Source organism: Halomonas daqiaonensis, assembly GCF_900109725.1.
GTDB classification, from domain to species: Bacteria; Pseudomonadota; Gammaproteobacteria; order Pseudomonadales; family Halomonadaceae; genus Halomonas; species Halomonas daqiaonensis.
This window is the reverse complement of the sequence record NZ_FOBC01000004.1, coordinates 84,124-109,685: the sequence shown is the minus strand read 5'-3', so window position 1 is coordinate 109,685 and position 25,562 is coordinate 84,124. Positions and strand designations below refer to the sequence as shown.

Genomic DNA, 25,562 nt, shown 5'->3' with positions numbered 1-25,562 from the left:
CGTTGTTGTCAGTTCCGGTGGCCGGTGTGCAGGCGACGCTCGATGTATTGGCTATAGCGCGACATGCTGAAACAGAACACCCAGAACACCAGGGCCGCGAAGACATAGCCCTCGGTGGCGAACCCCAGCCAGTCGCTGTCGGTCAGCCCCGCGCGGATGATCGCCAGCAGGTCGAAGAGCCCGATGATCAGCACCAGTGAGGTGTCCTTGAACAGCGCGATGAAGGTATTGACGATGCCGGGGATGACCAGCTTGAGCGCCTGGGGCAGCACGATCAGCCCCATGCGCTGCCAGTAGCCCATGCCCATCGCCTTGGCCGCCTCTTCCTGCCCGCTGGGGATGGCCTGCAGGCCACCACGCACCACTTCGGCCATGTAGGCGCTCCAGAAGAACATGATGCCCACCAGCGCCCGCAGCAGCTTGTCGAACTCCACCTGGGTCGGCACGAACAGCGGCAGCATCACCGAGGCCATGAAGAGCACGGTGATCAGCGGCACGCCGCGCCAGAACTCGATGAACACCACGCAGAAGCCGCGCACCAGTGGCATCTGCGAACGCCGCCCCAGCGCCAGCACCACCCCGATGGGCAACGAGCCGACAATTCCCACGGTGGCGATGGTCAGGGTCAGCATCACGCCGCCCCAGTCGCGTGTGGGCACGTGCTCGAGGCCGAAGCTGCCACCCACCAGCAGGAAGAAGGCCACCACCGGGAAGCCCACCAGGGCGAATAGCCCCACCCAGCGCTTGGCAGGCAGGCGCGGAATGACCAGCCAAGCCACCAGCACCGCCATCAGCAGGAACACCAGATCCACCCGCCAGCGAGCGGAATTCGGATAGAAACCGTAGACGATGGACTCGAAGCGAGCGCTGATGAAGACCCAGCAGGCTCCCTTGCCGCTGCATGCCTCGCGGGAATCGCCGAGCCAGTCGGCCTGGAACACCGCCCACTGCAGGGTGGGCCAGAGCACCATGGCCAGCAGCGCCAGGGTGATCAGAGTGACCACGCCGTTGAACGGGGTGTTGAAGAGGTTGGTATGCAGCCAACCGAGCAGGCCGCGGCGCAGGTCAGGAGGCCGGCGCTCGGCGACCATCTCGGTCACGGTCGATGTATCCACCATGTCAGCGCTCCTTGAGCAGCGTGCGCGCGTTGTAGAGGTTCATCAGCGCGGACACCACCAGGTTGATCAGCAGGTAGACGGCCATGGTCATGGCGACGATCTCGATGGCCTGCCCGGTCTGGTTCAGCGCCGTGCCGGAGAACACCGCCACCAGGTCCGGGTAACCGATCGCCGTGGCCAGCGAGGAGTTCTTGATCAGGTTGAGGTGCTGGCTGGTCAGCTGCGGCACGATCACCCGCATCGCCTGGGGAATCACCACCTTGCGCAGGATGATGCCGGCGGGAAGGCTCAGCGCCTTGGCCGCTTCTACCTGTCCCTCGGGCACCGACTGGATACCCGAGCGCACGATCTCGGCGATGAAGGAGGCGGTGTAGATGGAGAGCGCCAACCACAGGGCAATCAGCTCGGGAAGCACCGTCACGCCGCCCTGGAAGTTGAAGCCCTGGAGCGACGGGATGGACCACTCCAGCGGCATGCCGGTGACCAGGAAGGTGGCGAGCGGCAGGCCGATCAGCAGCAAGGCGCCCAGCTTGAACACCGGCAGCGGGCGGCCGGTCCGTGCCTGGCGGCGCCTCGCGAAGCGTACCATCCCCCAGGTGGCGATCACCGCGACCAGCAGCGCCCAGGGGGTGGCGGCGAAACCGGCCAGTGGCTGGGGGTCAGGCAGCACCACCCCGCGCACGTTGAGGAAGATCACCTCGAACAGCGAATGGCTGTTGCGCGGGCTAGGCAGCGCCTGCAGCACGGCGAAGTACCAGAACAGGATCTGCACCAGCAGCGGGATGTTGCGGAAGATCTCCACGTAGGCGCTGGCCAACCGGGCCAGCAGCCAGTTGGGCGACAGCCGGGCAATACCCACGGCAAAGCCGATCAGGGTCGCCGCCACGATGCCCATGGCGGAGACCAGCAAGGTATTGAGCAGCCCCACCACGAAGGTACGGGCATAGGTGCTATCGCCGGAATATTCGATCAGGGTCTGGGGGATGGAAAAGCCGGCCCGGTCCTGGAGAAAGCCGAAGCCGGTGGTGATTCCCCGGGCCTCGAGGTTGGCCATGGTGTTCGACACCACCATGACGACGAACGCCCCCAGCGCCAGCAGCAGGATGCCCTGCACCAGCAGGGCGCGGAAGGTGGGGTCACGCCACAGCGGCCCCCGCTCCCGTGAGGAAGAACGCAGCATATCGAGCCTCGCAGACGTACCCGAAACGGCACCACGCATGTCGCCATGCGTGGTGCCCGGTCATTGGACGTTCAGGATGGGTCAGCGGATCGGCGGTGCGTAGAGGATGCCGCCCTCGTTCCACAGCGCGTTCACGCCGCGGCTGATCTGCATGGGAGAGTCCTCGCCCACGGTGCTGTCGAACACCTCGCCGTAGTTGCCCACGTGCTTGACGATGTTGTAGGCCCAGTCGTTGCTGATACCCAGCTGTTCGCCGTAGTTTCCATCGACACCCAGCAGACGAGCGACTTTCGGATTGGGCGGATTGGCCTTCATGTCGTCGACGTTGTCGCTGTTCACCCCGAGCTCCTCGGCATTGACCATGGCGAAGATCGACCACTTGACGATGTCGAACCACTGGTCGTCGCCCTGGCGTACCACGGGGCCGAGCGGCTCCTTGGAGATCAGCGTCTCGAGGATCTCGACGCTGTCCGGCTCCGGCAGCTGCAGACGCAAGGCGCTGAGCTGGGAGGTGTCGGAAGTCAGGATGTCACAGCGGCCGCTGGCGAAACCCTGGGCGGTCTGGTCGGGGGTGTCGAAGGTGACCGTCTGGATATCGATACCGCGGGAGGGGAAGTAGTCGGCCAGGTTGAGCTCGTGGGTGGTGCCGGACTGGATACAAATCGAGGCACCGTCGAACTGCTCGGGTCCCTCGATACCCAGGTCCTTCGCCACCATGAAGCCCTGGCCGTCATAGAAGGTGGTGGCGGTAAAGTTCAGGCCCAGCGAATTGTCGCGGGTCGCGGTCCAGGTGGTGTTGCGCGAGAGGACATCGATCTCGCCGGACTGCAGGGCAGTGAAGCGCTCCTTGGCGGTCAGCGGCGTGAAGGAAACCGATTCGGGATCACCAAAGATGGCGGCGGCGATGCCGCGGCAGGTCTCCACGTCCAAGCCCTGCCAGGTACCATCCTGATCGGGTGAAGAGAAGCCGGAGAGGCCGACGTTGACGCCACAGCGCAGCTGGCCCCGTTCCTGCACCTCGTCCAGGGTGGCCGCCGAGGCGGAGGAAATCATACCGACGCAGAGGGCGGCGGCAGAAAGAGTTAGCAGCGTCTTGTTGTTGTACCGCATGAAAAGACTCCAGGATCTGTTATGTCGAGTGTTGCTTATTCAGCAATCTCGAGACTAACAGACCCCGAAGCCTCGTCGCCAGTCGGCGATTAAACGCTCGTTCCAGCTGCCCCGCGGGCAGCCGATGGTCAGGACTCGGTGATGTCCTCGATCCAGGTCAACGCCGCAACGCCGCTGGGCAGGCCCAGGGTGGGAATGGCCAGCATGGCCACCTGCTTGAGAGCCTCCGTGGATTCACCCTCCTCCAGGCCACGACGCACATGGGAGTGCACGGCGCCCTCGGAGCGAGCCCCCACGGCCAGCGCCAGCTTGACCAGGCGGCGTGTGCGCGCATCCAGCGGGCCGGAATCGGCACAGGCCCGACCCAGTTCCGAATACGCTTCCCAGATCTCGGGATACTGTTCGGCCACCTGAGCGGCACCGGCGGGGAGTTCCTGTTTCGACATGTGGTGTTCCTTCTGATGGTGAGTGGTGAGTCGCGGGATCAGCATAGGAGTCGCCTGGCCTCTCGGTTCATGCCAGCCAGGAAAACGGGCTGTGGTGGATGGCCGCTCCCAGCATGTAAAAGAAGGCCAGGATGGCGGCAAGCCCCGCCACGCCACGCACCGCCGGAGTGCGCCCGCGCTTGATCGCCACCGTGCCCAGGCCGATGTAGACCAGCAAGGCGATCAGTTTGGCGGCCAGCCAGGGATGCTGGTGGGGCCAAAGCGAAAGCATCACCATCAGCACCACGCCCAGCACCAGCAGGGTAGTATCGATGACGTGGGGCGCCACCTTCACCCAAGGAGCCTGCAGCACCGGCGCCTCGCGCACCGACCACCAGGCCCTGATCATGAAGAAGAGGAGGCTCAGGGTGGCAGCGGTGGCATGCAGATGCTTGATCAGGACATAGTGCTCGATCATGGCGTGCTACCTCCTCACGTGCCTATCCGTCCTTGCCGTCGGGCCGGGCCGACAGCAGCGGCCCCGTATAGTGGAACAGGAAGATGACGTAGGCCAGGCACCAGAAGATGATGCCCAGGTTGTAGGTCCAGTGGGTGATCTGCGGAAAGAGCACCAGCACCGGCGAGCGCAGCAGGGCCGCGGCCACCATCAACCCCAGGGCCACCCCGATGCCCGGCAGGGTACGGATGGGGCGCGCCGTATGGCCCAGCGCGACCCGCGACATCATCGCCAGCATCATGGTGCCCATGCCGCCGATGGTCAGGGCGTGGAGCGCGGCATCGGCGCGGTTGCCGGCAAGCAGCGCCAGGGCCCACATCGCCAGGCCCACGGGGATGAAGGCGTAGCTCAGGTGCAGCCCCCAGAGCAGCGGCTCGCGCCAGCTGTGGAGGCCGCCCCAGCGCGACAGCCGCACGGCGTTGGCCAGCGCCGCCAGGCCCATCAGTCCCGCCAGCAGTTCGGCGGGCAGCGCCACGCCGAGCATCACCAGCAGCTGGCCCAGCACCACGGCCATGACGCTGCCCAGGCTCAAGTATTCGAGGGCCGGGATCGGCGGCTTGCGGGTCAGCCCCAGGCGGTTGGCGGTGAACATGGCGATCACCCGACCGCCCACCACCACCATCAGCAGGGAGAACAGCAGCACCGCCAGGTAGGCGGCCTGGCGAATCAGCTCGGCATCGCCGGTCAACACTCCCAGGTGCATGGCCAGGTTGGCTAGGGTCAGCAGCGCCAGGGCGGGCAGGAAGACCAGGTTACGCCAGCGCTTGGCGGCGATCACCAGCCGGGCCATGACACCCGCCACCGCCGGCAGGAAGGCCAGATCGATCAGCACCGGCAGCCAGGCCGGCAGGCCCAGGGGAAAAGCCATCAGCACCCGCCCGGCCAGCCAGACCCCGACAAGCGCCAGCAGCGGGCCACCCTTGAGGCTGGGCAGCCCGGTCCAGTTCTGCACCGCAGTGAGCAGGAAGCCCGTCACCACGGCAGCGGCGAAGCCGAACAGCATCTCGTGCTGGTGCCAGAACATCAGGCCACCGAAGGGGCGCAACAAGATGTCGCCGTGCCAGAAGGCGAACCACACCCCCAGGGAGAGCACGCTGAACACGGCGGCCAGCAGGAAGAAGGGACGGAAGGCCAGTCGCGCCACCGGCAGGCGCGACAGTGTGGAGGAACGGACAGAAGAGGAGGTCGATTGCATGGCGGCATACCCGACTAAAACGCTTGGTTATAGCCATTGTGCCGCACTCCCCTCGCGCCTTCCATGACAAGCATCAAGAATACTTCTTATGCTGGCTTTAGCCCTCAGTGGCTGGTGCCTTCTTCGTAGCGTGTCTTGTTCCAGACGTTGTACTTGCCGGAGGGCTTGCTCATGGGAATGCGCTTCTCTTCTTCCAGGGTATCGCCGTCATAGACGATCACTGCGCCGTCCTCCTCCCACAGGCTCAGCAGGAGCTTGTCGCCGTAGCGGTCGAACTCCACGTGGGCGGCGGTCTTGCCAGGCTCAGGGATCAGCGTCTCGACGATCGCAAGGCTCTTCTTGTCGATCACGTGAACCCGGTCGCGGTTGGGGCCGAAGAAGACGTCCACCCAGACATAGGGCGAGTTGGCATGGCTGCGCATGAAGAAGCCAGGGCCGTCGGTCTCGAGGGTCTTGACCACCGTCCAGTCCGTCATGTCGATGATCGACACAGCCGCCTTGGTCAGATGGGGAGTCGCCATGACACGCCGCCCCTCATACTCCCAGGTGATGCCAGAGCCGAGGTGGGGCATCCCTTCCAGGGGCAGGTCGGCAACCTTCTCGCCGCTGTCCAGGTTGACCACCATGCCGCCCTGGCCGCCCCGCGAGGCGCCAATCACGTGTTCGTACTCGAGATCGAAGAAGAAGTCGTCCAGGTAGTCGGGCACCGGGATGCGGCGCACCTGGAAGTTGGCCGTATCGTGGCTGCGTTGCGGCGACGTCGTATGGCCAGTGGAGACCATCGGCTCGGTGGGCAGCGGCCAGGGAATTTCCCATACCTCCTCGATATCCTTGAGGGCGGCGATGAAGCTGCTGCGTGGCGGCGCCGCATAGACGGCGCTGACCCGTGAGCTCTCGCCATCCTTGTCCATCACCGGGTAGACCTCCATCAGGTCGAGGTTGTGGGCGTCGAACAGCACAAGGCTGTGCGGCAGGTAGTTGGCGGCCATCACGTAGCGGCCATCGCCCGAGACGGCAATATTGCGCATGTTGATGCCGGCGCGCACCTCGGCCACCACCTCCATGTTGTAGATGTCGTACTTGGTGATCCAGCCGTCACGGGAGCCGAAGAAGACGTAACGTCCATCGGGTGTGTATTTGGGTCCACCGTGCAGGGCGTAGCGGGTCTCGAAGCGGTGGATCCGTTCGAAGGTATCGCCGTCGAGCAGGCTGGCGTGGTGATCGCCGGTCTCCACCACGATGAAGAGGTTGAGCGGGTCGGCATCGAAGCGGGGCTCATCCGGCAGCGATCCGTCCGGATGCGTGACCTCGTGGCTGGCGAGGATCTCGTCACGTCCCCAGGTGGGCTCGACCTCGGGCGCGCGGTAGATCCACTCGGCCAGGGAACGGATCTGACCGTCGTCAAGCTGCTCGCCGAAGGCCGGCATCTGGCTGGCCGGTCGACCATCGCGGATCACCGTCTCGGCGGCCTCCGGCTTGAGTCGCGAGAGGTTGCCGGGCAGCAGTGCCGGGCCGATGCCGCCCAGGCGATCCTCGCCGTGGCAGGACGCACACTGGACCTGGTAGAGATCGCGGGTGTCGTCGGCACTGGCCGGCCCCATGGCCGTGAACAGTACCGCAGCGACCAGCGCCTGCAGGGAGGTCCGGAGAAAAATGACGTCATTCACAGGGCAATCCGCTCCCGCACCAGTTCCAGGGTCTCGCCCTCGACGAAGGTTGCCGCCTTAGGGGCCGGCTGGGCCAGAGTATTGGCCAGACGTACCACTTCGCCCACCACGATCAGGGTGGGCGGCCTGAGTCCCTCGCGCGCGATAGTCTCGACCAGTGCGCTCAGGCAGGTGATCACCTGGCGCTGCTCGGGGGTGGTACCCCGCTCCACCAGGGCCACCGGATGATGCGCCGGCAGGCCGTGGTCCTGCAGCTGTCGGCTGATCAGCTCGGCATTGGCGAGCCCCATATAGAAGACAACCGTCTGGTTCGGGCTCGCCAGAGAGGACCAGTCCAGTGCCAGGTCACCATCGCCCTTGCAGTGGCCGGTGACGAAGGTGACGCTCTGGGCGTAGTCGCGATGGGTCAACGGGAAGCCGCCGTAGGCGGCACAGCCCTGGGCTGAGGTGATCCCTGGCACCACCCGGAAAGAGACGCTGTGCTCGATGAGCACCTCGGCCTCCTCGCCGCCACGCCCGAAGATATAGGGATCGCCGCCCTTGAGCCGCACCACCCGCTTGCCCTCTTCGGCCATGCGTACCAGCAGGGCATTGGTCTCGTCCTGGGTCAGGGCATGGCAGCGTGAGGCCTTGCCCACGTAGAGACGCCGGGCCTTGGGGTTGGCCAGGGCCAGGACCTCCCTGGAGACCAGGCGATCGAAGACCAGGCAGTCGGCCTGCTCGAGGAGCGACAGGGCGCGCAGGGTCAGCAGCCCCGGGTCGCCGGGCCCGGCGCCGACGATGGCCACCTCGCCGGGGGCCAGGGGCACCTCGGCGAGATCATAGGAAACGCGACGTGACGGCATGGCGGAGTTCCTCGTCAGCCTTACTGGATTTCGACGGCCTGGATGGCCTCATAGGGGGCGGAAATACGACGTCCGCCCTCGTCAGCAACCCCTATCTCGCGATTGGTCAGATAGCAGCCGGGATCCTCCTCCCAGGGATCGCCGGAGACCTTCCAGGCACGAACCCGGGTGTTGCCGTTGCAGATCGACAGGTAATGGCACTCGGCACAGCGCCCCTTCACTGGCCGCGGTCGCTGGCGCATGCCCAGCATCATGGGGTCCCGGGTATCGCGCCAGATCGCGGAGAAGGGCCGGTTGCGAACGTTGCCCAGGTCGTGGTCCCACCAGAAGGTATCGGGGTGGACATTTCCCAGGTTGTCGATGTTGGCAATGTTCTCCCCAGAGGCATTGCCCCCCCAGTTGACCAGCCGCTGCTCCAACGTCCCGGCCTGCTCGGGGAAGTGCTCGCGAGCCCACATCAGCAGGAAGGGGCCATCGGCGTCGTTGTTGCCGGTGACGTACTCACGCTCGATTCCACGCTCGAGCTCACTGCGGCAGTGGTCGAACAAGCGGGTCATGGCATCTCGGGTCATCTGGTGCCAGGCGTCCTGCTTGCTGTGGCGCCGGCCGCGGCCGCCGTAGTTCAGGTGCGAGAGATAGAACTTGTCGACGTCGTGTTCCTCGAGCAGCGCCAGGATATCGCCGAGTTGCTCGTAGTTCTCGCGAGTCAGGGTGAAGCGCAGGCCCACCTTGATGCCGCGCTCCTTGCACAGCTTCACCGCATGCATCGACTCGCGAAAGGCCCCCTGGCGCTGGCGGATGACGTCGTGGGTTGCCTCGAGGCCGTCGATGCTGATGCCCACGTAGTCGTAGCCGACCTCGGCGATGGCGTCGATGTTCTCTTCGGTGATCAGGGTGCCGTTGGTGGAAAGGCCAGTGTAGATGCCGAGTTCCCGGGCACGGTGCGAGAGCTCGAAGATGTCGGGACGCATCAGCGGCTCGCCGCCGGAGAGGATCAGTGCCGGCACCTGGAAGGCGTGCAGGTCATCGAGCACGGCATGGGCCTCGGCGCTGGAGAGCTCGCCGGCGAAGTCAATATCCGCCGAGGTGGTATAGCAGTGCTTGCAGGTCAGGTTGCAGCGGCGGATCAGGTTCCAGATCACCACCGGACCGGGCGGCTTGCGCGCCGATGGGACAGGGCCCGGCTCCATCAGGCTCTTGATATAGCGGGTGACGCGGAACATGGCGTTCTCCTGCTGAAAATTGCTGTGCTGAGTGGTCCCAGTGGACGCAACTCAGCCCTGCTGTGCGGTGTCCGTTGAGGCTGCGTCCGGCTGGGCGCCGGCCAGGCGCAGCCCGGTCTTCTTGAGGATGCGCGAGCTATAGAGAATGCGGTAGTCCCGACACGCCTCGCCGAGCCGCTCGCGGAGAGCTTCGGCCTGGCGCTCGACCTCATCGAAGCTGCGGCCGTGGAGCATGGCGAAGAGGTTGTAGGGCCAGTGGGGCAGGTGTCGCGGGCGTCGATAACAGTGGCTGACGCCCTCGATGGTGGCCACCTCGCGTCCCAGTCGGGCGATGTGGGCGTCGTCAACGTCCCACACCGTCATGCCGTTGGCCACGTAACCTAGCCGATAGTGGTTGGGTACCGCCGCGACACGTCGAATCACCCCGCGTGCCTGCATCCGCTGCATCCGCGAAAGCACCTCCTCGCCACTCATGCCTACCTCGCGGCCCACCGCACCCCAGGGGTCAGGGACCAGCGGCAGGCCGGCCTGAGTGACCAGCACGATGGCGCGGTCGGCGGCATCGAGTCCCGGGGCCTCGCGATTCAGGGCATTGGGATTCTGTTTGTCGCTATTCGGAGCCGACCTAGATGGGCAAGTGGAGACGGACATGGAACTCCTCCTCCTTGGGCATGTTGAAGACAGGCAGACCCGTGGCCGACTCGATCTCGTCGAGTACCTCGGCGACGCGTCCGGCGGCCTCGGTGGCCAGCACGAACCACATATTGAGCTCGTGCTCGCGGCGATAGTTGTGGGCCACCTCGGGGAAGGCATTGACCGCCTCGGTAACCCGATCGAAGTCGGCCTCTGGCACCGCCAGGGCTGCCAGCGTCAGGCCGCCGCCCAGCCGCTCGGCGTGGTACATGGGGCCGAAGCGGCTCAGCATGCCTCCCTCACGCAGGCGCGCAAGGCGCCCGAGCAGATCATCCTCGGCGATGCCCAACTCCTCGGCGACAGCCGCATAAGGGCGCTCCTCCAGCGGCAGGCCATCCTGCAGACGATTGATCAGGTGCCGATCGACGCCATCCAGGTCATCGAGGTTCATGCTGCTCCCTCCCGCGCATAGCGGCCACCACACTGTCGATAGGCGTGTGTGCTGAACAGCACCCGGTGCTCCAGGTCATCCAACCCCAGGCGTTCGACGATGGCCGCGAGCTCAGCCAGCACTCGCTCGCGACGGGCACCGTGAATCATGCAGAAGAGGTTGTAGGGCCAATCGGGCAGGCGCCGCGGACGCCGGTAGCAGAGCGTCACCGCGGCCTCTCGGGCGAGCCGATGGCCCATCAGAGCGACCCTCTCGTCCGGCACGTTCCACACCACCATGGCGTTGGCCTGGAGTCCCAGGCGGCGATGGCGCACCACCAGCCCCAGCCGCTTGATCATGCCTTCCGCCTGCCAGCGTCGCACACAGGCCATCACCTCCTCCTCGGTCATGCCGACCTGCTCGGCCAAGGTGGCCCAAGGTTGCGAGGTGATCGGCAGCCCCTGCTCGAGCAGGGCTCGCAGACGGCGGTGGGCGTCCGACTCACCGGGCGAACGGTCGGCTTCGAGGGACAGCGGGGTCGCGGTGCTCATGTGCGCTCCAGTTCGGCCCAGGGAATGGGAAACGACAGGTCGATATGAAAGCCCTCCAGCATCGGCAGGCGCAGGATCGGCGCAGCCAGGCGGGCTTCCAGCGCATCGAGCCGCGCATCGAGTTCAGGCCCGTCGGGGGCGGTCATCACGAACCAGAGGTTGTAGTCGTGTTCACGTGCATAGTTGTGGTTGACGCCGGGGGCGGCGTTGATGAGCTCTGCAAAGGCATCGCGTTCTGCCTCGGGTACCGCCACAGCGGCAAGCAGGCTGGCGCCGGCTCTGGCGTGGTCGAACACCGGCCCCACGCGACTGAGCACACCCAGCGACTGCAACCGCTCCAGCCGTGCGATCACCTCGGCCTCGGAGGTGCCTAGGCGTTCGGCCACAGCGTGGAAGGGTCGGGTACAGACCGGCAGGCCGCGCTGGTAGCTGTCGATCAGGCGACGATCCAGCGTATCGAGGTCTTGAACTTGGCAATGCATTGGCATAGCTCACTTGCTGCGGGTTGCGGGAGCTCGTGCCCCACCGGGTCCCGATCAGTAGATGTCGCGCTAGGTATTGATCACGCGCTTCGACTCGCGGGCCTTGTCATTCACGATCACCGGCTCCGAGGTCCCGTCCATGGCGGTTCGAGCAGAGAACCGCAACTCGTCGCCAGCCTTGTTGTACGTCGCCGGGGGTTACCCGACGCTGCACGACCGGTGCACTTCCTTCACCAGAGACTGGCCCATTAACGCGCATAATTCATACATCTTTAACGGGTCCCACACCGCTTTCCCCGGCAAGGTTGACCTGTGTCAAAGGGGCTCCGACCTATCGCCAAAGAAACATTGCGAGGCCAGGAATATCATGCTTCATGGAGCCTGCAGGACAACGCTTTGACCCCCGTCAAGGCGCCCCCGTCCGCCAGCCATGACACTGGCAGCATCCAAAACCCCTGGGCCCGCCACACTACGAGGAGACGCCATGCCCTTGCTCGCCCCCCGCCGTTTGCTGCTGGCGCTCTGCTGGATCCCGGTGACTGCGCTGGCCGAGGGCACGCTCTCCACCGAGCGGGAGAAGGAGCTCGAGACCCTGCTCTACCAGGACTGCGGCTCCTGCCACGGCATGACCCTCCGCGGTGGCCTGGGCCCGGCACTGCCCGAGTCACGCATGAACGCCTACAGCCGCGAGGGACTTGCCGCGTTGATCCTCCACGGCGTTGCCGGCACCGCCATGCCCGGCTGGCAGGGCCTGCTGACCGAAGAGGAGGCCCGCTGGCTCGCCGACCATCTGCAGAACGACAACCCCCTGGATGAATGAGCCATCTCGATGCGCCGACAAGGAATGACCATGATTTCTCGATCCCTTCGCAGACCCCTCGCCGCTGTCTCGATTCTCGCCCTGCTGGCCGGCTGCCAGGCCACGCCGAATACCGAGCTGCGTGGCACCGGCGACCTGGGCGTGGTGGTGGAGCGCGCCACTGGCAGCCTCGCGGTGGTGGATACCAGTGAGCACCGGGTCCTCGAGCGCGTGGAGGGACTGGGCGATCTTTCCCACGCCTCAGTGAAGTTCTCCCGCGACGCCCGCTACGCCTTCGTGTTCGGCCGCGACGGCGGGCTGACTCGGGTCGACCTGCTGACCGGCGAGATCACGCACCGGGTGATGCAGTCCGGCAACAGCATCGGCGGTGCCGTCTCCCAGGATGGCTCGCTGGTGGCGGTGGCCAACTACGAGCCGGGCGGCGTGAAGATCTTCGATAGCGAGACCCTGGAAGAGGTGGCGGAGATCCCGGCCACGTATCGGGACGAGGATGGCCGGGAGCAGCGCTCCAAGGTGGTGGGCCTAGTGGATGCCCCCGGCAACCGCTTCGTCTACAGCCTGTTCGAGGCCGGCGAGATCCATCTGATCGACATGCATGGCGACACGCCCGAGGTGACCCGCTTCACCGATGTTGGCGAGGAACCCTACGACGCCCTGATCGGCCCCAGCGGGCGCTACTACGTCGCAGGGCTGTTCGGCGAGGATGGCCTGGCATTGCTCGACCTCTGGCACCCGGAGGCGGGCGTGCAGCGTATCCTGCCCGACTACGGCCGCGGCGAGGAGCGCCTGCCGGTCTACAAGATGCCCCACCTGGAGGGCTGGGCGATGGCCGGAAACGAGGCCTGGCTACCGGCGGTGGGTCGCCACGAGGTGCTGATCGCCGATACCGACGACTGGTCGCTGGTCGATCGCATCGCGGTCCACGGTCAGCCGATCTTCGTGATGCGCCGCCCCGACGAGCGCCAGGTGTGGGTCAACTTCGCCCATCCCGACAACGACGTGGTGCAGGTGATCGACACCGAACGCCGCGAGATCGTGGCCACCCTGGAACCGGGCGAGGCGGTGCTGCACATGGAGTTCACCCCCAAGGGCGAGCAGGTGTGGATCTCGGCCCGCGACAGTGACCGGGTGGTGGTCTACGACACCCGCACCCTGGAGGAGGTAGCCCGCCTCGACAGCGAATCGCCCAGCGGCATCTTCTTTACCGACCGGGCCCATCGCATCGGGCTGTGAAAGAAGGGGCTCGCCCCCTCTTCGACCTGCCCCCGGCGCCTCTCGCTGGTTCAGTGGCAATGAGAGGTCAGCGGCGCACGTGCAGCGGCACCTCGGAGTAGCCGCCGGCGGGGTAGAGGGCGCGCACTACGGGTTGGCCGGGCAGCGGAGCGATATCGATGGTGGCGTCGAGCAGCGCCTCCATGAAGTGCCTGAGCTCCATGCGCGCCAGCGGCGCGCCGGGGCAGACATGGATGCCGGCGCCGTAGAGCAGGTTGTCCTCGGGATCGCGGTCCAAGTGCACCTCGTCGGGGTCGCCGAACACCGCCTCGTCGCGGTTGGCCGAGCCCCACAGCAGGGTCAGGCGCTCGCCGGCCTCGAGGCGACGGCCGCCGATCTCCACCGGGCAGGTGGTAATGCGTCGGTTGGACATCAGCGGTGCATCGAGGCGCAGGATCTCGTCGATGGCCGCCGGCAGCAGGCCAGGGTCAGCGCGCAAGCGACCCTGCAGTTCGGGGTTGGCCGCCAGGTAGCGCATCAGGATGCCGATGCTCGCCGAGATGGTGCCAAGTTCGCCCACCGTCCAGTTGCGTAAAATGCTGACGATCTCCGCGTCGCTGAGCGCGCGCCCTTCCACCGTCTCGTTCATAATTCGCGTGGTGACGTCATCCGGGGCGGCGTCGCCGGCCTCGCGGCGGCTGGCGAGCAACTCGCGAATCACCCCGTCAAACTCTAGTGCCAGCTCGCCAAGCACTTCACGGTCGCCGGCCAGAGTGGCGGCCTGCTGGCGATTCACCCAGGCACGCAGCGGCTCGTGAAGACTGGTCGGCCAGCCCATGAAGGCACACTGGATCTCCAGGGCGAAGTCCTGGCCCATCACGGCCATTGCCTCTATTTCGCCGTCGGCGGGCAGACGGTCGATCACGCCCTCGGCGATGGCCCGGCACTGCGGAGCGAAGTCGGCCATGGCCTCGGGGCCGAAGTAGGGCTCGATAAGGCGACGGAAGCGGGTGTGCTCGGGCGGATCCATGGCATTGGGCACCGACGGATGGCGGCTCGCCGCGCTGCTGAAGGTCTCGTGGTCCTCGAGCACGCGCATCACGTCCGCATGACGGAACAGCGACCACTGCAGGTAGTCGCTGAAGGCTACCGGGCAGCGGCTGCGCATCTCATCGTAGGCGGCGATCTGGTCTTCCAGCACGCTCGTGGCACGCGGATCCCAATCCTGCTGGCGCGTCTCGCTCATGACATCTCCTCGGGTGGGGTAAGCACGCGGCAAGGAGACCAGAAGTGGCCAGAGGGCGCATTGACCCAGGTCAGCGGGGCTTTCTCATCTTTCAGCTCACTATTCAGGGGAGATCGGGCCAGCCCGGCAGGCGGAACTCCTCCTGAAGGTGGCGCAGTTCGGGCTGATGCAGTTCGGCGATACGGCGTGACAGCTCGGCGCCGCGAGGCAGCAGGTGCACCTCGATACGCCGACGGTCGTCGCGACTCGGGCGCCGCTCCACCAGACCCAGCTGCTCGCAGCGATCCACCAGCATCACGGTGCCGTGATGCTTGGCCTGGAGGCGCTCGGCCAGCTCGCTCATTGTGGCCCATTCACGCCCCTCGAACCCCAGCAGGTGCAGCAGCAGCTGGTATTGCAGCGGTGTGAGGTGGTACTCACGACAAATGTCGTCGCTCTGGCGCAGGAAGCAGCGCAACTGGTAGCGAAAGTGGGAGAGGCGCTGGAAGTCCTTCTTGGTCAGGGCGTCGTCACTCATGGGAAGCATCCAGGTCGTCAGGGGTATCGCGAGGTGGCTTGACAGCACAGGAGACGCGGCCTAATGGTTAGATAACCATATCACAACGTGATATTTCTTGCCGCCCTCCCCACCCCACGAGGTCTCGACCATGAATCCCGTTACCGTGATCAAGCTACCCTTTACCCGCCAGGCGGGCTGGAAGGCACTCCAGCGGCGAAAGCCATCCATCCCGGTGCTGGCCTGGTGCCTGGTGCTGCCCATGTCACTGCTGCCTCCCGTACTACTTTATTACGCCGGCACCCACTACGGAGATGACTTCATTGCCGGCTTTGCCGGCAGGGAATGGCGCTTTATTACCACCATCCTTTTCCTGGCGGAGTTGCTGACCTTCTTCGTGATGGGCTGGCTGATCCACGCCGTGGTCAACGGCACCCGCGAACTCTCCATCGACTACCCAGACGCCTACCTGCTGGCGGCCCTGGCACCGCTGCCCCTGTGGTCCTCGGCGATCGTGCTGCTGATCCCCAGCCTTCTGCTCAATGCCCTGGCGGTGCTGGTGGCGCTGGGCATCTCCTGCAGCCTGGTCTACCACGGTCTGCAGACGCTTTGTGAGCGCAGCGACAACGACGTGAATACCATGTCCGCCACTTACACCATCATGGCCGCCGGCGTGCTGGCCTGGGGACTGCTGATGGCCATTGTCTGGGCCTATTGAGCGCGCCTTACCGCGACAGGATGTCGCCATGAATGGCCATGCCGGGGAATAACATGTATTTTACATACCTCTTATAATCATCCCCCGACACGGAGCCGTGCCATGCTGACCCAGGAGCAGGAACGCCTGATCGAGGCCACCGCCCCGGTGGTGGCCGAACACCTCGACGCCATCACCCAGCGCTTCTACCCGCTGATGTTCGAGCGCTATCCGCAAGTGAAACCGCTGTTCAATCAGGCCCACCAGCAGGATGGCGACCAGCCGCGAGCCCTGGCCGGGGCGGTACTGGCTTATGTGGGACTGCGCCAGGACCCCCAGCAGGCACGTGGCGTGCTGGCCACAGTGGTCAGCAAGCACGTCTCCCTGGGTATCCAACCCGACCAGTATCCTATCGTCGGCGAGTGCCTGATGGCCGCCATCGGAGAGGTGCTCGGCGAGGCGGTGACGCCGGAAATCGCCACGGCCTGGAGCGGCCTCTATGAGGAACTCGCCGGCCTGCTCATCGAGCTAGAGGACCATCGCTACCGCGAGTTCGAGGGGCGCCCCGGCGGCTGGCGCGGCACTCGTCGCTTCCGCATCGCCGACACTCGCCAGGAGAGCGCGGTGGTCCGCTCCTTCGTGCTGGAACCCGAGGACGGCGGCCCGGTGGCCGGCCACCAGCCGGGCCAGTTCATCGGCGTGAGACTGACCATCGATGGCGAACCGGTCTATCGGCACTACAGCCTGTCGGATGTGCCCAACGGGCACCACTACCGGATCTCGGTAAAGCGGGAGGCGCAGGGTCGCGCCAGCCGTCACCTGCATGATGCCATGAGCGTCGGCGACGCCCTGGAGCTGCTGCCACCGGCCGGCGACATGACTCTTGCCGATGGTGATGAGCCGCTTCTGCTGGTCAGTGGCGGGGTCGGCCAGACCCCGATGCTCCCCATGGCTCGTCATGCCCTGGCCGAGGGACGCCGGGTGGTCTACCTTCACGCCGCCCTGGATGCCAAGCATCACGCCTTCCGCGATGAAGTGGCGGCCCTGTCCGCGGAGCACCCTCAGCGGCTCCGGGCGGTGAGCGTGCACGAGCGCGGCAATGAGGCCGACCATACCGGCCGGATCGACCGCGAGTTGCTGGCCAGCCTGATGCCCGAGGATGCCCGCTGCTACTTCGTGGGCCCCCAGGGCTTCATGGCCGCCGTGGACCAGGCACTCGCCGAGCTGGGCGTGCCCGGCGAGCGTCGCCACTACGAGCACTTCGGCCCCTCGCGCCCCCTCGATGCCGCCTGAGATCCGCCCCACCTACACACCCACGACGCCCCGGCAGGCCGGGGCGTCGTCGTGCTGTCTGGGTGCTGGAGATGGATCTTAGCTGCCGCGCGCCAGCAGCATTGCCTTTATGATTTGGTCGGTCATCTTCGTCGGGATGATAGCGATAGAGCCGTACCGTGATCATGCCTTAGCCCAGATCATTAGGGCTCTCCTCCGCGGCTCACACCGTCCAGCAAGTCAGATGCTGCAGGCTCTGTGACGTCATCTTGGCATCACTCCCGCCAGTAGTCGTTGGCCGCGGCCACGGTCTGAAAGTGCGTGGCGATGACGTGGGAAGCCGCAATTAGGCTGTCGGGATTCTCGGCATATTCGGGGCGCTGTTCCTTGCGCACCTCGGCATCCGGCTGGGTGGTCCCCACCCCCTTCTGGGAAAGGGTCACCGCCAGGGCGAAGCCCTCCTGAGGAGTCTCGGTCATGAGGCTCGGCAACCAGGTCTTGCCGGAATCCTCGGCTTCATGGGCATCCGCCAGGGCGACGCTACCCAGCAAGAGGGAAGCCGCCAGCATCAGTGTGCCGGTGATCTTGCCTGAGACATGGCGATGGGAGATGGGCGTCATGTGGCCTCCTGAGGTTTGATTCATGGTGCACATCGTCTTGCCGAATTTATAAGATGCAAAAAAAGTACACCTTTAAAGGTAGTCTGTGCCGCCCCATGGTCAAGATAGGGCCGGCCCATGTCGCTACGCCTCGGCGGGGGCCTCGCGGGTCCAGCCCCAGTCGTCGAAGAGCACGTAGAGCGCCGGGATCACCAGCAGCACCAGCAGGGTGGCACTGAGCAGGCCGAACACAACGGCGATCACCAGCGGTTTGATGGCATCCGCCTGGGTGCTGGTCTCGGCCAGTAGTGGCGCGAGGCCGGCGATGGTGGTCGTGGTGGAGATCAGGATGGCACGCAGCCGGTCGCGGCAGGCCTGGCCGGCGGCCGCCACCGCGTTCATGCCTCGCTCGCGGTGCGTCTTGATGAAGTGGATCAGCAGGATGGCGTTGTTGACCACGATGCCGGCCAGCGAGGCGGCGCCGATCAGCGAGGGCATGGAGAGGTAGTAGCCCATAATGACATGCCCCCAGATGGCGCCGATGAAGGCCAGCGGGATCGAGAGCATGACGATCAGCGGCTCCACGTAGCTGCGGAACTGGAAGGAGAGGATCACGAAGATCCCCACCAGGCCGATCAGCAGACCGCGGGCGATGGAGCCACCGGTCTCGGCGGAGCTGGCTACCTGCCCCTCGAAGGTGACCGCCACCTCGGGATGGCGCCCCTCGAAGTCGGCCAGCCAGCCACTGCCCACGAGATCGTCGACGATGGCCTGGCCGCTGGCCTGGCGGGCATCCACGTTGGCCTCCACGGTGACGGTGCGCCGCCCGTCGATGCGGCTGAGGCGCGCCCACTCGCGGCGCTCGGCCACCTCGGTGACCACCGAGAGTGGCACCCGGCTGCCATCGGGGAGCACCAGGGTCTGGTCGGCCAGGTCGTCGAGACCCTCGCGGTCGGCCTCGGCCTGGCGCACCAACACCTCGATCTCCTGCTCGCCGATGCGCTGGGTATCGGCGATCTCGCCAAGCAGGCCTGCACGCAGCTGACTCGCCACCTCCTCGGCGGTGAGCCCCAGGCCGTGGGCGCCCGATACAAGGAAGTAGGCGCGCTGGGGCTTGCCCAGGCGCTGGTCATCCATGACGTTGTAGACTGCCGAATAGCCCTGCAGCCGCGAGGCCAGCTCGAGCCCCGCCGCCTTCATGGCCTCGAGGTCCTCGCCGGTCAGGCGCACCTCCACGGGTACCCCGGCGGGGCCGAAGCCCGGCTCCTGGATGATCAGACGCTGCAGCCCGGCGATCTCGCCAATCGCCTCTCGCCACTCAGCGGTCAACGCATCCAGGGTCAGGGTGCGCCGCTCGGCGGTCAGCAGGTCAACGCTGACCGTGGCCACGTGGGGACCCGCCTCCCGGGCGCTGAGATTGTGGTTGAAGCGCACCTGGATCGCCTCCACCAGCGCCGCGCCCTCGGGTTGCTCGGGAGAGTGGCGTGCATCGAGCTCACGCATCGCCATCTCGACCCGCTCGGCCACCGCCTCGGTGCGCTCGAGCGGCGTGCCCTGGGGCATCAGGATGCGAGCTTCCAGCACGTCGCCGTCGATGTCGGGCATCGCCTCGCTGCCGACGTGGCCACCGGCCATGAAACCGACAGATGCTAACAGCACGGTAAATACGAGCCCCAATGCCGCATGACGGAAACGGATCGCCCGATCGGCCAGCCGTCCCACGCTCTCGCGAAAGCGCTCGAAGCCGCGGTCGAAGGCACTGCGAAAGCGGGAATCCTGGCCCTGCTGCAGGTGCTTCACACTGCCCTTGAGGTGGTGGGGGAGGATCCAGAACGCCTCGATGAGACTCGCCGCCAGGGCGGCGATCAGCACCACCGGCAGCACCTCCAGTACGGCACCCATCTCGCCAGCCAGAAAGGAGAGCGGCACGAAGACCGAGGCGGTAGTCAGGAAGGAGGACAGCACTCCGGGCAGCACCTGGCGGGTCCCCGCCACCACCGCCTCCAGCGGCGTGGCCCCCTCCCCGGCGTGGGCGGCGATATTGTCGGTGATCACGATGGCATCGTCCATGACGATGCCGATGGCCATCAACAGTGCCACCAGGGTGATCATGTTCAGCGAGAGGCCGGCGAGCCCCATCACCAGGAAGGCCCCCATGAAGGCCGCGGGCAGCCCCAGCACCGCCCACAGCGCCAGGCGCGGGCGGAAGAACAGGCTCATCACCAGCAGCACCAGCGCTAGCCCCATGATGCCGTTGCCTACCAGCATCTGCAGGCGGTCGCGGACGATGCTGGTCATGTCCTGGGTCAGGGTCAGCGTTATGCCACCATCGAAGCGGCGGTGCTCTGCCTCGATCAGCCCCTCGAGGCGCTCCTTCACCGTCAGGGCGTCGTCGCGCAGGCTCTTGCTCACCTCCAGCACCAGCGCCGGTTCGCCGTTGAAGCGAATCTTCTCCTCCTCGCGTTCGCCGGTCTCGGTCAGGCTGGCGATGTCACCCAGGGTCAGCTCGCCGCCGGCCGGATCGGACATCACCACCAGGCGCGAAAGCTCCACCAGCGAGCGGCGCTGGTCGGTGAAGCGCAGCAGGATATCGCGCTCGGGGGTTTCCAGGGTGCCCAGCGGCAGGTCCAGACTCTGGGCCGAGATCCGCCGCGCCAGTTCGCGAGCCGAGAGGCCGTGCTGGCCGAGCACCTCGCCGGGCACCTCCACCTGCCACTGGCGCTGGGACATGCCATGGATCGCCACGTCCGCCACCCCGGGCAGCGCCATGATGCGTTCCTCCAGGCGCAGGGCGTACTCCTCAAGCTGGCCGGCGGGCATGTCGGATGATACGGCGACCGCCGCAACCAGATCGCTGCGGTGCAGTTCGCGCACCACCGGCGGGTCGGCCCGGGCTGGAAACTCGCTGATGGCACCGACCTCGGTGTCGATCTCGCCGAGAAAGCGCAGGGGGTCGCCGCCGGCCTGCATGGTGGCGATGGCGCTGGCCAGGTTGTCCTGGGCCACGCAGACGAACTCGTCGAGAAACTCCACCCCCTTCACCGCCTCATGCAGGCGGCGGCAGACGGCGTCCTCCACGTCGGCGGCACTGGCCCCGCGGTAAACCACCTCGACGCTCACCTCCACCGGGCGATAGTCGGGAAACGTCTCGCGCTTGAGCGACGGAGCGGTGAAGAGACCGGCGGCGAGCAGCAGCACCAGCAGCAGGTTGGCGGCAGTGGGGTGGGCGGCGAACCAGCGGATCATGGCTGGGCTTCCCTGTGTGCTTCGCCCAGCGCCTGCTCAGCGATACGCGCCTCCAGGGCCTCATCGCGACGCGGCTCAAGCGCCATCCCGGCGATCGCCGCGGGCAGGTCATCGACCACCACCCGCTCGCCGGCTTCGAGGCCACCCGCGATCACCGCCAGGTTGCCCTGCTCGAAGGCCACGCTCACCGTGCGCCGCTCGAGGCGTGCCTCGTCATCCACCAGCCACACCTCACCCTGATGCACCGCACTGGCCGGGATCGCCAACTTAGGCTCAGGGCTGGGCGCGCTAAGCCGGGTACGCACGTACATGTCGCGCTGCAGCGGAGGGCGATCCGGCGGCCGGGCATCGCGGTAGGGGTGATCAATCCGCACCACGGCGCGTATCGTACGGGTGGTCGGGTCCAGGCCACTGGCCACGCGCACCAGTTCTCCCGACCAACCCACGCCCTCGGCGCCGGCCAGGAAGAGTTCGGCGTCGACCGCCGAGAAGTCCAGTCGCTCGTCCAGGTCCAGCCCCTGGCCAGAGGGCTCCTCGGCCAGGATCGCGGCCATCAGGCGACGCATCATGGCGATGGGAATGTGCGCCTCCACCTCGGCGGCGGCCAGGTTCTCGGCCTGGAACAGTCGATGCCCGGTGCCGACGAACTGATGCAGCTCCACCTCCACCTCGGCCAGGCGCAGGTCGTAGGGCGCCTCGAAGCGGGTGTCGGCCAGGTCCTGCCGGGCCTGGGCCAGGCGCACCGCAGCCCGCTCACGCTGCGCCTTGAGTACCTCCCGCCGAGAGGGCAGCAGCGCCAGACTGTTCTCCAGGGAAGCGACCGCCTGGCGCTGGCCCAGGGTGCTGCGACGCTGCTCGTCGCGTCGTGAGCGGGAGACCGAGCCACTGGCCGCCAGGCGCTCGATGCGTGCCAGCTCCTGCTCGGCCAGAGCCAGCGCCTGCTGCTCCAGCTCCAGCACGCGACGGGTGTTCTTCTCCTCGGCCTCGAGCTGGGCCAACTCGCCGGCCAGGCTGGCCAGCTCCGCCTCGGCCTCGGCGATGGCCAGTTCGTAGCGGCTGGGATCCAGCGCCACCATCAGAGTCCCCTCGGGCAGCAGGGTGCCGCTCTCCAGTTCCGGGTGTCGCTCGACGACGCGCCCCGCCACGTTGGCCGTCGCCTGCCAGGTCTCGGCAGGGCGCGCCACGCCGTGGCCTCGCGCCTCCAGGCGCAGCTCCAGGGGGCGGACCTCGACGATCCTGACCGGGGTGACGGAGGCCGCCGCCTCCTCGCGCTCGGGGGCCTGGCGATTGGCCACGAAGACGACCAGCAGCGCCACGCCCACGACGACGCCGATCAGCACCGCCAGCCCGCGCCCCAGCCGGCGTATCGCGGGCCTCATGCGTCACCTCCCGCATCCGCGCGAATGCCGTAGCGGTAGAGATCGAAGGCCGCCGGTGCCCGGTCGACGATGCCTGCCACGTCGTTGGCGATCAGCGACTGCAGCACCAGTCCCTGGACACAGCCGATGAACTGGGTCGCCGCCACGTCCAGGTCGAGTCCGGGGCGCAGCTGCCCTCGACGCCTGGCCTCTCCGAGCAGGCCCAGCAGGCGCCGCCGATAGCGCTCCATCAGCTCGCGCACCAGGCAGCTGGCGACGGTGGGCCGCGGGTGCTGCAGCTGGCCCATCAGCAGCCGCGGCACCCCCGGGTGCTCGGCGATGAAGGCCACGTGGGCCAGGAACATCGCTTCCAGGGCGGCCAAGGGGTCCTCGATACCCTCGGCAGCGGCGGCGACCCTCGCCATTAACCGCTCGGCGATCCAGGCCACCGCCGCCTCCCAGATGGCTTCCTTGCTGGGGAAGTGACGAAACAGCGCCCCTTGGGTGACACCCATGCGTCGGGCGATGCGCCCGGTGGTCAGGGTGGCGGGTTCCTCGCGGCCGCAAAGCTCGATGACGGCCTCCACGGTACGCTCCCGGCGCTCGTCGGCGGGGAGATGCTGGCGCTGTGACATGCTCGAGCCTAAAAAGATAGTAATCAGTTACTATCTAGCTGGATCACGGCATCGCCGCCAGCAAAGGCTTCCCCAAAGATGACCTGGATCAGCTTCACGCATCACTTGCGTGAGATCCTGTTTCGACGCGTATTTGTAGTGAAGCCTCCAGCAGGGTTAAGTACCGGTGCCGAACTGACCTGTATCAACGCGGTCCCGCCGGATGGAAACTACGCTTTCCGAGGTAAAGCACGGAACGCGAGCCCATTGAGGAGAAACGCCATGCTGTTCGCTATCTCGATCCGTTCACTGCCCCCTCGTTGCCGTCACGGCAGACGTGCCGCCATTGTCCTTGGCACGCTGGTAGCACTGGGCGTCAGCGCTACCAGCCTGGCCGCGGAGCCTGTCAGGCCTGAGCTGACGCCCAAGCTGCAAGGCTTGCTGAAGAAGGAAATGATTCAGATCGAGCTGGCAATGCAGGACGTCTATAGCGCCATTCTGCAAGGACGACACACCACGGTGGCCGAAAAGGGGCAGTCGATTCACGACAGCTTCATCCTGGAACAGTCGCTTACCGATCAGGATCGTCAGGAGCTGAAGGCCGCGGTACCGCCAGAATTCCTTCAGATGGATGCGTACCTGCATGAGCTCTCGGCATCACTGGCCGAGGCTGGCCGTACGGAAGACACTCCCGGGCAGGTGGAACTCTTCGGTCGCATGACCGAATCCTGCGTGGCGTGTCATAGCACCTACGTGACCGATCGTTTCGAGGGGCTGAAAAGCTCGGATGTTTCTGCCGAATGGGGGCTGGCGCCAGAAGTGCCGAGCGATGGATCTGAACGTTAACCTGCGTCGGGCCTTGCTTCAGAACAGGCGGATCTTCTGGCCCTGAAGGGTGGAGGGAAACTGAATACGTGCAGCATGCCAACGGGATGGCCATGGCGTTCATACCCCGCGGCATCTTTTTCATCGACCGCGTCCACCGCTTCGGTCCGTGGGCGGTGGCATGGCGCCATCACAGCGATCATAGTGGAAGCGCATATAGACGATGCCCGGCGTCATCACCAGCCGCCAGGCCAGCTCCACGTCATCATCGAAGCGGTCATCGAAGCGACGTGCCGTCTCGACCAGCGCATCGAGCCACAGGTCATAGAGCCCGGGACGGATGTCGAGGTGTGCACGACTATGGCTGATCGCCACCTGATCCAGGTAGTAGTCGGCATGACTCGACGCGTAGAACGCCAGCAGGTGATAGAAGCCCTTCTTGAGCATGGCCTGCTGGCGCGCCATGTCGGTCTGGCGAAATTTCTCCGCCACCTCCGGTGAGGCCGCGACAAAGCGCTCATAAAAGGCCGCGAAGAATCCCTGCCCGTCGACCTCTCGGCTCAGAACCCGCACGTAGCTCTCATCGAAGAGTCGCTCAATGTCCATGACCGCCCCGCCTGGTGAGCATGCCTGACCCAAGACTAGGCCAGAGGCTCGCCCGGGGCCTTTGCGGGTGTGCTCCCACTGGCCCCGGCATGACCTGCATCATGCCAATCGCGAATACCCCCTCGCCATGACGCCAGTCAAGGGCCAGGCGGGGGTAGTCGACTAGCATGGTCAGGTTTTCATCGAGAGGAGGCTCGCCATGGAACTCGTCTGCCCCGCCGGCAACCTGCCCGCCCTGAAACGCGCCGTGGACAAAGGGGCCGATGCCGTCTATTTCGGCTTCCAGAACACCACCAATGCCCGCCAGTTCGCCGGTCTCAACTTCACCGACAAACGCGCCAGGGAGGGTATCGACTACGCCCATGCCCGTGGCAAGCGAGTCTTCTGCGCCATCAACACCTACCCACAACCGGATGGCTGGGCCATGTGGGCCCGCGCCGTGGATCAGGCCGCCGAGCTGGGCGTCGATGCACTAATCATGGCCGACATGGGGCTGCTCGACTACGCCACCCGCCGCCATCCGGACATAGCCCGCCACCTCTCGGTGCAGGGCTCGGCCACCAGCCATGAGGCGCTGCGTTTCTGTCACGACCAGTTCGGCATCAAGCGCGCCGTGCTGCCCCGCGTGCTCTCCATCACCCAGGTCCGTGATCTGGCCGGGCAGAGTCCGGTAGAGCTGGAGGTCTTCGCCTTCGGGAGCCTGTGCATCATGGCCGAGGGCCGTTGTTACCTCTCCTCGTATCTCACCGGCGAGTCCCCCAACACCCGCGGCGTCTGCTCCCCTGCGGCCCATGTCCGCTGGGAGGAGACCCCGGAAGGCCTGGAGTCACGCCTCAACGGCGTGCTGATCGACCGCTACGGCGAAGGCGAGAATGCCGGCTACCCCACCCTGTGCAAGGGGCGCTTCGAGGTGGGCGGCGAGACGTATCACGCCATCGAGGAGCCCACCAGCCTCAACACCCTGGCGTTGTTGCCGGAGCTCCAGGAGCTCGGCATCAGCGCGGTGAAGATCGAGGGCCGTCAGCGCAGCCCGGCCTACGTATCGAAGGTCGCCGGCATCTGGCGCCAAGCCCTGGACCGCCTCGAGCGCGCCCCCGGACGATTCCACGCTGAGCCCGCCTGGATGACCGGCCTCGGCGAAGTCTCCGAAGGCAGCATCACCACCCTGGGCGCCTACGAGCGCCGCTGGAAATAG

Annotated in this window: 26 protein-coding genes; 6 read left to right on the top strand and 20 right to left on the bottom strand. The window is 66.2% G+C overall.

Annotated features, from left to right (window positions below):
* Positions 1-8: 8 nt before the first annotated feature.
* The 13 genes from BMY30_RS04370 to BMY30_RS04310 all read right to left on the bottom strand — a co-directional run bounded on the left by BMY30_RS04370 (position 9) and on the right by BMY30_RS04310 (position 11,376).
* Entirely contained in the window at positions 9-1,118 is a 1,110-nt protein-coding gene (locus tag BMY30_RS04370) for an amino acid ABC transporter permease (RefSeq protein WP_170840073.1), read from the bottom strand.
* A 1-nt stretch (position 1,119) separates the two neighbouring features.
* Positions 1,120-2,298, bottom strand: a complete 1,179-nt coding sequence (locus BMY30_RS04365; RefSeq protein WP_089710972.1) for an amino acid ABC transporter permease — start codon at positions 2,296-2,298, stop codon at positions 1,120-1,122.
* 81 nt (positions 2,299-2,379) lie between these two features.
* Complete coding sequence (locus BMY30_RS04360) at positions 2,380-3,408, bottom strand: amino acid ABC transporter substrate-binding protein (protein WP_089710970.1); 1,029 nt, start codon at positions 3,406-3,408, stop codon at positions 2,380-2,382.
* A 128-nt stretch (positions 3,409-3,536) separates the two neighbouring features.
* Complete coding sequence (locus BMY30_RS04355; protein ID WP_089711210.1) at positions 3,537-3,854, bottom strand: carboxymuconolactone decarboxylase family protein; 318 nt, start codon at positions 3,852-3,854, stop codon at positions 3,537-3,539.
* 67 nt (positions 3,855-3,921) lie between these two features.
* Positions 3,922-4,308 (bottom strand): SirB2 family protein, encoded by a 387-nt coding sequence (locus BMY30_RS04350; RefSeq protein WP_089711209.1) that lies wholly within the window; start codon positions 4,306-4,308, stop codon positions 3,922-3,924.
* 25 nt (positions 4,309-4,333) lie between these two features.
* Positions 4,334-5,545, bottom strand: a complete 1,212-nt coding sequence (locus BMY30_RS04345; protein ID WP_089710968.1) for an NnrS family protein — start codon at positions 5,543-5,545, stop codon at positions 4,334-4,336.
* A gap of 104 nt (positions 5,546-5,649) precedes the next feature.
* The gene (locus BMY30_RS04340) at positions 5,650-7,212 is read right to left on the bottom strand and encodes a nitrite reductase (protein ID WP_244516119.1); all 1,563 of its coding nucleotides are present in this window, start codon (positions 7,210-7,212) and stop codon (positions 5,650-5,652) included.
* Positions 7,209-8,057 (bottom strand): uroporphyrinogen-III C-methyltransferase, encoded by an 849-nt coding sequence (cobA, locus tag BMY30_RS04335; RefSeq protein WP_089710966.1) that lies wholly within the window; start codon positions 8,055-8,057, stop codon positions 7,209-7,211. The genes BMY30_RS04340 and cobA overlap by 4 nt, the downstream gene beginning before the upstream one ends.
* Before the next feature lie 20 nt (positions 8,058-8,077).
* Positions 8,078-9,280 carry a heme d1 biosynthesis radical SAM protein NirJ gene (nirJ, locus tag BMY30_RS04330; protein ID WP_089710965.1) on the bottom strand — a complete coding sequence of 401 codons (1,203 nt, stop codon included), beginning with the start codon at positions 9,278-9,280 and terminating at the stop codon, positions 8,078-8,080.
* A gap of 51 nt (positions 9,281-9,331) precedes the next feature.
* Positions 9,332-9,931 (bottom strand): siroheme decarboxylase subunit beta, encoded by a 600-nt coding sequence (ahbB, locus tag BMY30_RS04325; RefSeq protein WP_170840072.1) that lies wholly within the window; start codon positions 9,929-9,931, stop codon positions 9,332-9,334.
* Positions 9,906-10,364, bottom strand: coding sequence for an Lrp/AsnC family transcriptional regulator (locus BMY30_RS04320; protein ID WP_089710963.1), 459 nt, complete (start codon positions 10,362-10,364; stop codon positions 9,906-9,908). Before BMY30_RS04320 ends, ahbB (BMY30_RS04325) begins: the two co-directional genes overlap by 26 nt.
* Entirely contained in the window at positions 10,361-10,894 is a 534-nt protein-coding gene (ahbB, locus tag BMY30_RS04315) for a siroheme decarboxylase subunit beta (RefSeq protein ID WP_170840071.1), read from the bottom strand. The genes BMY30_RS04320 and ahbB (BMY30_RS04315) overlap by 4 nt, the downstream gene beginning before the upstream one ends.
* On the bottom strand, positions 10,891-11,376 hold the full coding sequence (locus tag BMY30_RS04310) for an Lrp/AsnC family transcriptional regulator (protein WP_089710960.1): 486 nt from the start codon (positions 11,374-11,376) through the stop codon (positions 10,891-10,893). Before BMY30_RS04310 ends, ahbB (BMY30_RS04315) begins: the two co-directional genes overlap by 4 nt.
* A gap of 484 nt (positions 11,377-11,860) precedes the next feature.
* Here BMY30_RS04310 and BMY30_RS04305 point away from each other — a divergent pair, with 484 nt between their 5' ends.
* Positions 11,861-12,196: a c-type cytochrome gene (locus tag BMY30_RS04305; RefSeq protein ID WP_089710959.1), complete on the top strand. Its 336-nt coding sequence runs from the start codon at positions 11,861-11,863 to the stop codon at positions 12,194-12,196.
* A 30-nt stretch (positions 12,197-12,226) separates the two neighbouring features.
* Complete coding sequence (locus BMY30_RS04300) at positions 12,227-13,429, top strand: cytochrome D1 domain-containing protein (protein WP_089710957.1); 1,203 nt, start codon at positions 12,227-12,229, stop codon at positions 13,427-13,429.
* Positions 13,430-13,496: 67 nt separating this feature from the next.
* Here BMY30_RS04300 and BMY30_RS04295 read toward each other — a convergent pair whose 3' ends face one another.
* Positions 13,497-14,654: a cytochrome P450 gene (locus BMY30_RS04295; RefSeq protein ID WP_089710955.1), complete on the bottom strand. Its 1,158-nt coding sequence runs from the start codon at positions 14,652-14,654 to the stop codon at positions 13,497-13,499.
* A 103-nt stretch (positions 14,655-14,757) separates the two neighbouring features.
* Positions 14,758-15,171 carry a MarR family transcriptional regulator gene (locus BMY30_RS04290; protein ID WP_089710953.1) on the bottom strand — a complete coding sequence of 138 codons (414 nt, stop codon included), beginning with the start codon at positions 15,169-15,171 and terminating at the stop codon, positions 14,758-14,760.
* A gap of 130 nt (positions 15,172-15,301) precedes the next feature.
* Here BMY30_RS04290 and BMY30_RS04285 point away from each other — a divergent pair, with 130 nt between their 5' ends.
* Positions 15,302-15,868 carry a YIP1 family protein gene (locus BMY30_RS04285; RefSeq protein ID WP_089710951.1) on the top strand — a complete coding sequence of 189 codons (567 nt, stop codon included), beginning with the start codon at positions 15,302-15,304 and terminating at the stop codon, positions 15,866-15,868.
* A 102-nt stretch (positions 15,869-15,970) separates the two neighbouring features.
* Positions 15,971-17,140, top strand: coding sequence for an NO-inducible flavohemoprotein (hmpA, locus tag BMY30_RS04280; RefSeq protein ID WP_089710949.1), 1,170 nt, complete (start codon positions 15,971-15,973; stop codon positions 17,138-17,140).
* A gap of 254 nt (positions 17,141-17,394) precedes the next feature.
* Here hmpA and BMY30_RS04275 read toward each other — a convergent pair whose 3' ends face one another.
* From BMY30_RS04275 to BMY30_RS04260, 4 genes are all read right to left on the bottom strand, one after another.
* Positions 17,395-17,739: a hexameric tyrosine-coordinated heme protein gene (locus tag BMY30_RS04275; RefSeq protein WP_211607230.1), complete on the bottom strand. Its 345-nt coding sequence runs from the start codon at positions 17,737-17,739 to the stop codon at positions 17,395-17,397.
* 123 nt (positions 17,740-17,862) lie between these two features.
* Entirely contained in the window at positions 17,863-20,964 is a 3,102-nt protein-coding gene (locus BMY30_RS04270) for an efflux RND transporter permease subunit (protein ID WP_089710947.1), read from the bottom strand.
* Positions 20,961-22,343 (bottom strand): efflux RND transporter periplasmic adaptor subunit, encoded by a 1,383-nt coding sequence (locus BMY30_RS04265; protein ID WP_089710945.1) that lies wholly within the window; start codon positions 22,341-22,343, stop codon positions 20,961-20,963. Before BMY30_RS04265 ends, BMY30_RS04270 begins: the two co-directional genes overlap by 4 nt.
* A complete protein-coding gene (locus tag BMY30_RS04260) occupies positions 22,340-22,957 on the bottom strand; it encodes a TetR/AcrR family transcriptional regulator (RefSeq protein WP_089710943.1) in 618 nt (205 codons plus the stop codon). Before BMY30_RS04260 ends, BMY30_RS04265 begins: the two co-directional genes overlap by 4 nt.
* Positions 22,958-23,035: 78 nt before the next feature.
* Between BMY30_RS04260 and BMY30_RS04255 the strand changes: the two genes are divergently transcribed.
* Positions 23,036-23,782 (top strand): hypothetical protein, encoded by a 747-nt coding sequence (locus tag BMY30_RS04255; RefSeq protein WP_139195468.1) that lies wholly within the window; start codon positions 23,036-23,038, stop codon positions 23,780-23,782.
* A 120-nt stretch (positions 23,783-23,902) separates the two neighbouring features.
* Here BMY30_RS04255 and BMY30_RS04250 read toward each other — a convergent pair whose 3' ends face one another.
* Positions 23,903-24,367 carry a globin gene (locus BMY30_RS04250; protein ID WP_089710939.1) on the bottom strand — a complete coding sequence of 155 codons (465 nt, stop codon included), beginning with the start codon at positions 24,365-24,367 and terminating at the stop codon, positions 23,903-23,905.
* 199 nt (positions 24,368-24,566) lie between these two features.
* On the opposite strand from BMY30_RS04250, the gene ubiU reads away from it, so the two are divergent.
* On the top strand, positions 24,567-25,562 hold the full coding sequence (gene ubiU / locus BMY30_RS04245; RefSeq protein ID WP_089710937.1) for a ubiquinone anaerobic biosynthesis protein UbiU: 996 nt from the start codon (positions 24,567-24,569) through the stop codon (positions 25,560-25,562).

What these genes read in the sequence shown, in the direction of transcription:
- BMY30_RS04370 (WP_170840073.1), bottom strand. Translation starts at nt 1,118, where the DNA reads ATGGTGGATACATCGACCGTGACCGAGATGGTCGCCGAGCGCCGGCCT.
- BMY30_RS04365 (WP_089710972.1), bottom strand. Translation starts at nt 2,298, where the DNA reads ATGCTGCGTTCTTCCTCACGGGAGCGGGGGCCGCTGTGGCGTGACCCC.
- BMY30_RS04360 (WP_089710970.1), bottom strand. Translation starts at nt 3,408, where the DNA reads ATGCGGTACAACAACAAGACGCTGCTAACTCTTTCTGCCGCCGCCCTC.
- BMY30_RS04355 (WP_089711210.1), bottom strand. Translation starts at nt 3,854, where the DNA reads ATGTCGAAACAGGAACTCCCCGCCGGTGCCGCTCAGGTGGCCGAACAG.
- BMY30_RS04345 (WP_089710968.1), bottom strand. Translation starts at nt 5,545, where the DNA reads ATGCAATCGACCTCCTCTTCTGTCCGTTCCTCCACACTGTCGCGCCTG.
- cobA (WP_089710966.1), bottom strand. Translation starts at nt 8,057, where the DNA reads ATGCCGTCACGTCGCGTTTCCTATGATCTCGCCGAGGTGCCCCTGGCC.
- nirJ (WP_089710965.1), bottom strand. Translation starts at nt 9,280, where the DNA reads ATGTTCCGCGTCACCCGCTATATCAAGAGCCTGATGGAGCCGGGCCCT.
- ahbB (WP_170840072.1), bottom strand. Translation starts at nt 9,931, where the DNA reads ATGTCCGTCTCCACTTGCCCATCTAGGTCGGCTCCGAATAGCGACAAA.
- BMY30_RS04320 (WP_089710963.1), bottom strand. Translation starts at nt 10,364, where the DNA reads ATGAACCTCGATGACCTGGATGGCGTCGATCGGCACCTGATCAATCGT.
- ahbB (WP_170840071.1), bottom strand. Translation starts at nt 10,894, where the DNA reads ATGAGCACCGCGACCCCGCTGTCCCTCGAAGCCGACCGTTCGCCCGGT.
- BMY30_RS04310 (WP_089710960.1), bottom strand. Translation starts at nt 11,376, where the DNA reads ATGCATTGCCAAGTTCAAGACCTCGATACGCTGGATCGTCGCCTGATC.
- BMY30_RS04305 (WP_089710959.1), top strand. Translation starts at nt 11,861, where the DNA reads ATGCCCTTGCTCGCCCCCCGCCGTTTGCTGCTGGCGCTCTGCTGGATC.
- BMY30_RS04300 (WP_089710957.1), top strand. Translation starts at nt 12,227, where the DNA reads ATGATTTCTCGATCCCTTCGCAGACCCCTCGCCGCTGTCTCGATTCTC.
- BMY30_RS04295 (WP_089710955.1), bottom strand. Translation starts at nt 14,654, where the DNA reads ATGAGCGAGACGCGCCAGCAGGATTGGGATCCGCGTGCCACGAGCGTG.
- BMY30_RS04290 (WP_089710953.1), bottom strand. Translation starts at nt 15,171, where the DNA reads ATGAGTGACGACGCCCTGACCAAGAAGGACTTCCAGCGCCTCTCCCAC.
- BMY30_RS04285 (WP_089710951.1), top strand. Translation starts at nt 15,302, where the DNA reads ATGAATCCCGTTACCGTGATCAAGCTACCCTTTACCCGCCAGGCGGGC.
- hmpA (WP_089710949.1), top strand. Translation starts at nt 15,971, where the DNA reads ATGCTGACCCAGGAGCAGGAACGCCTGATCGAGGCCACCGCCCCGGTG.
- BMY30_RS04275 (WP_211607230.1), bottom strand. Translation starts at nt 17,739, where the DNA reads ATGACGCCCATCTCCCATCGCCATGTCTCAGGCAAGATCACCGGCACA.
- BMY30_RS04270 (WP_089710947.1), bottom strand. Translation starts at nt 20,964, where the DNA reads ATGATCCGCTGGTTCGCCGCCCACCCCACTGCCGCCAACCTGCTGCTG.
- BMY30_RS04265 (WP_089710945.1), bottom strand. Translation starts at nt 22,343, where the DNA reads ATGAGGCCCGCGATACGCCGGCTGGGGCGCGGGCTGGCGGTGCTGATC.
- BMY30_RS04260 (WP_089710943.1), bottom strand. Translation starts at nt 22,957, where the DNA reads ATGTCACAGCGCCAGCATCTCCCCGCCGACGAGCGCCGGGAGCGTACC.
- BMY30_RS04255 (WP_139195468.1), top strand. Translation starts at nt 23,036, where the DNA reads ATGACCTGGATCAGCTTCACGCATCACTTGCGTGAGATCCTGTTTCGA.
- BMY30_RS04250 (WP_089710939.1), bottom strand. Translation starts at nt 24,367, where the DNA reads ATGGACATTGAGCGACTCTTCGATGAGAGCTACGTGCGGGTTCTGAGC.
- ubiU (WP_089710937.1), top strand. Translation starts at nt 24,567, where the DNA reads ATGGAACTCGTCTGCCCCGCCGGCAACCTGCCCGCCCTGAAACGCGCC.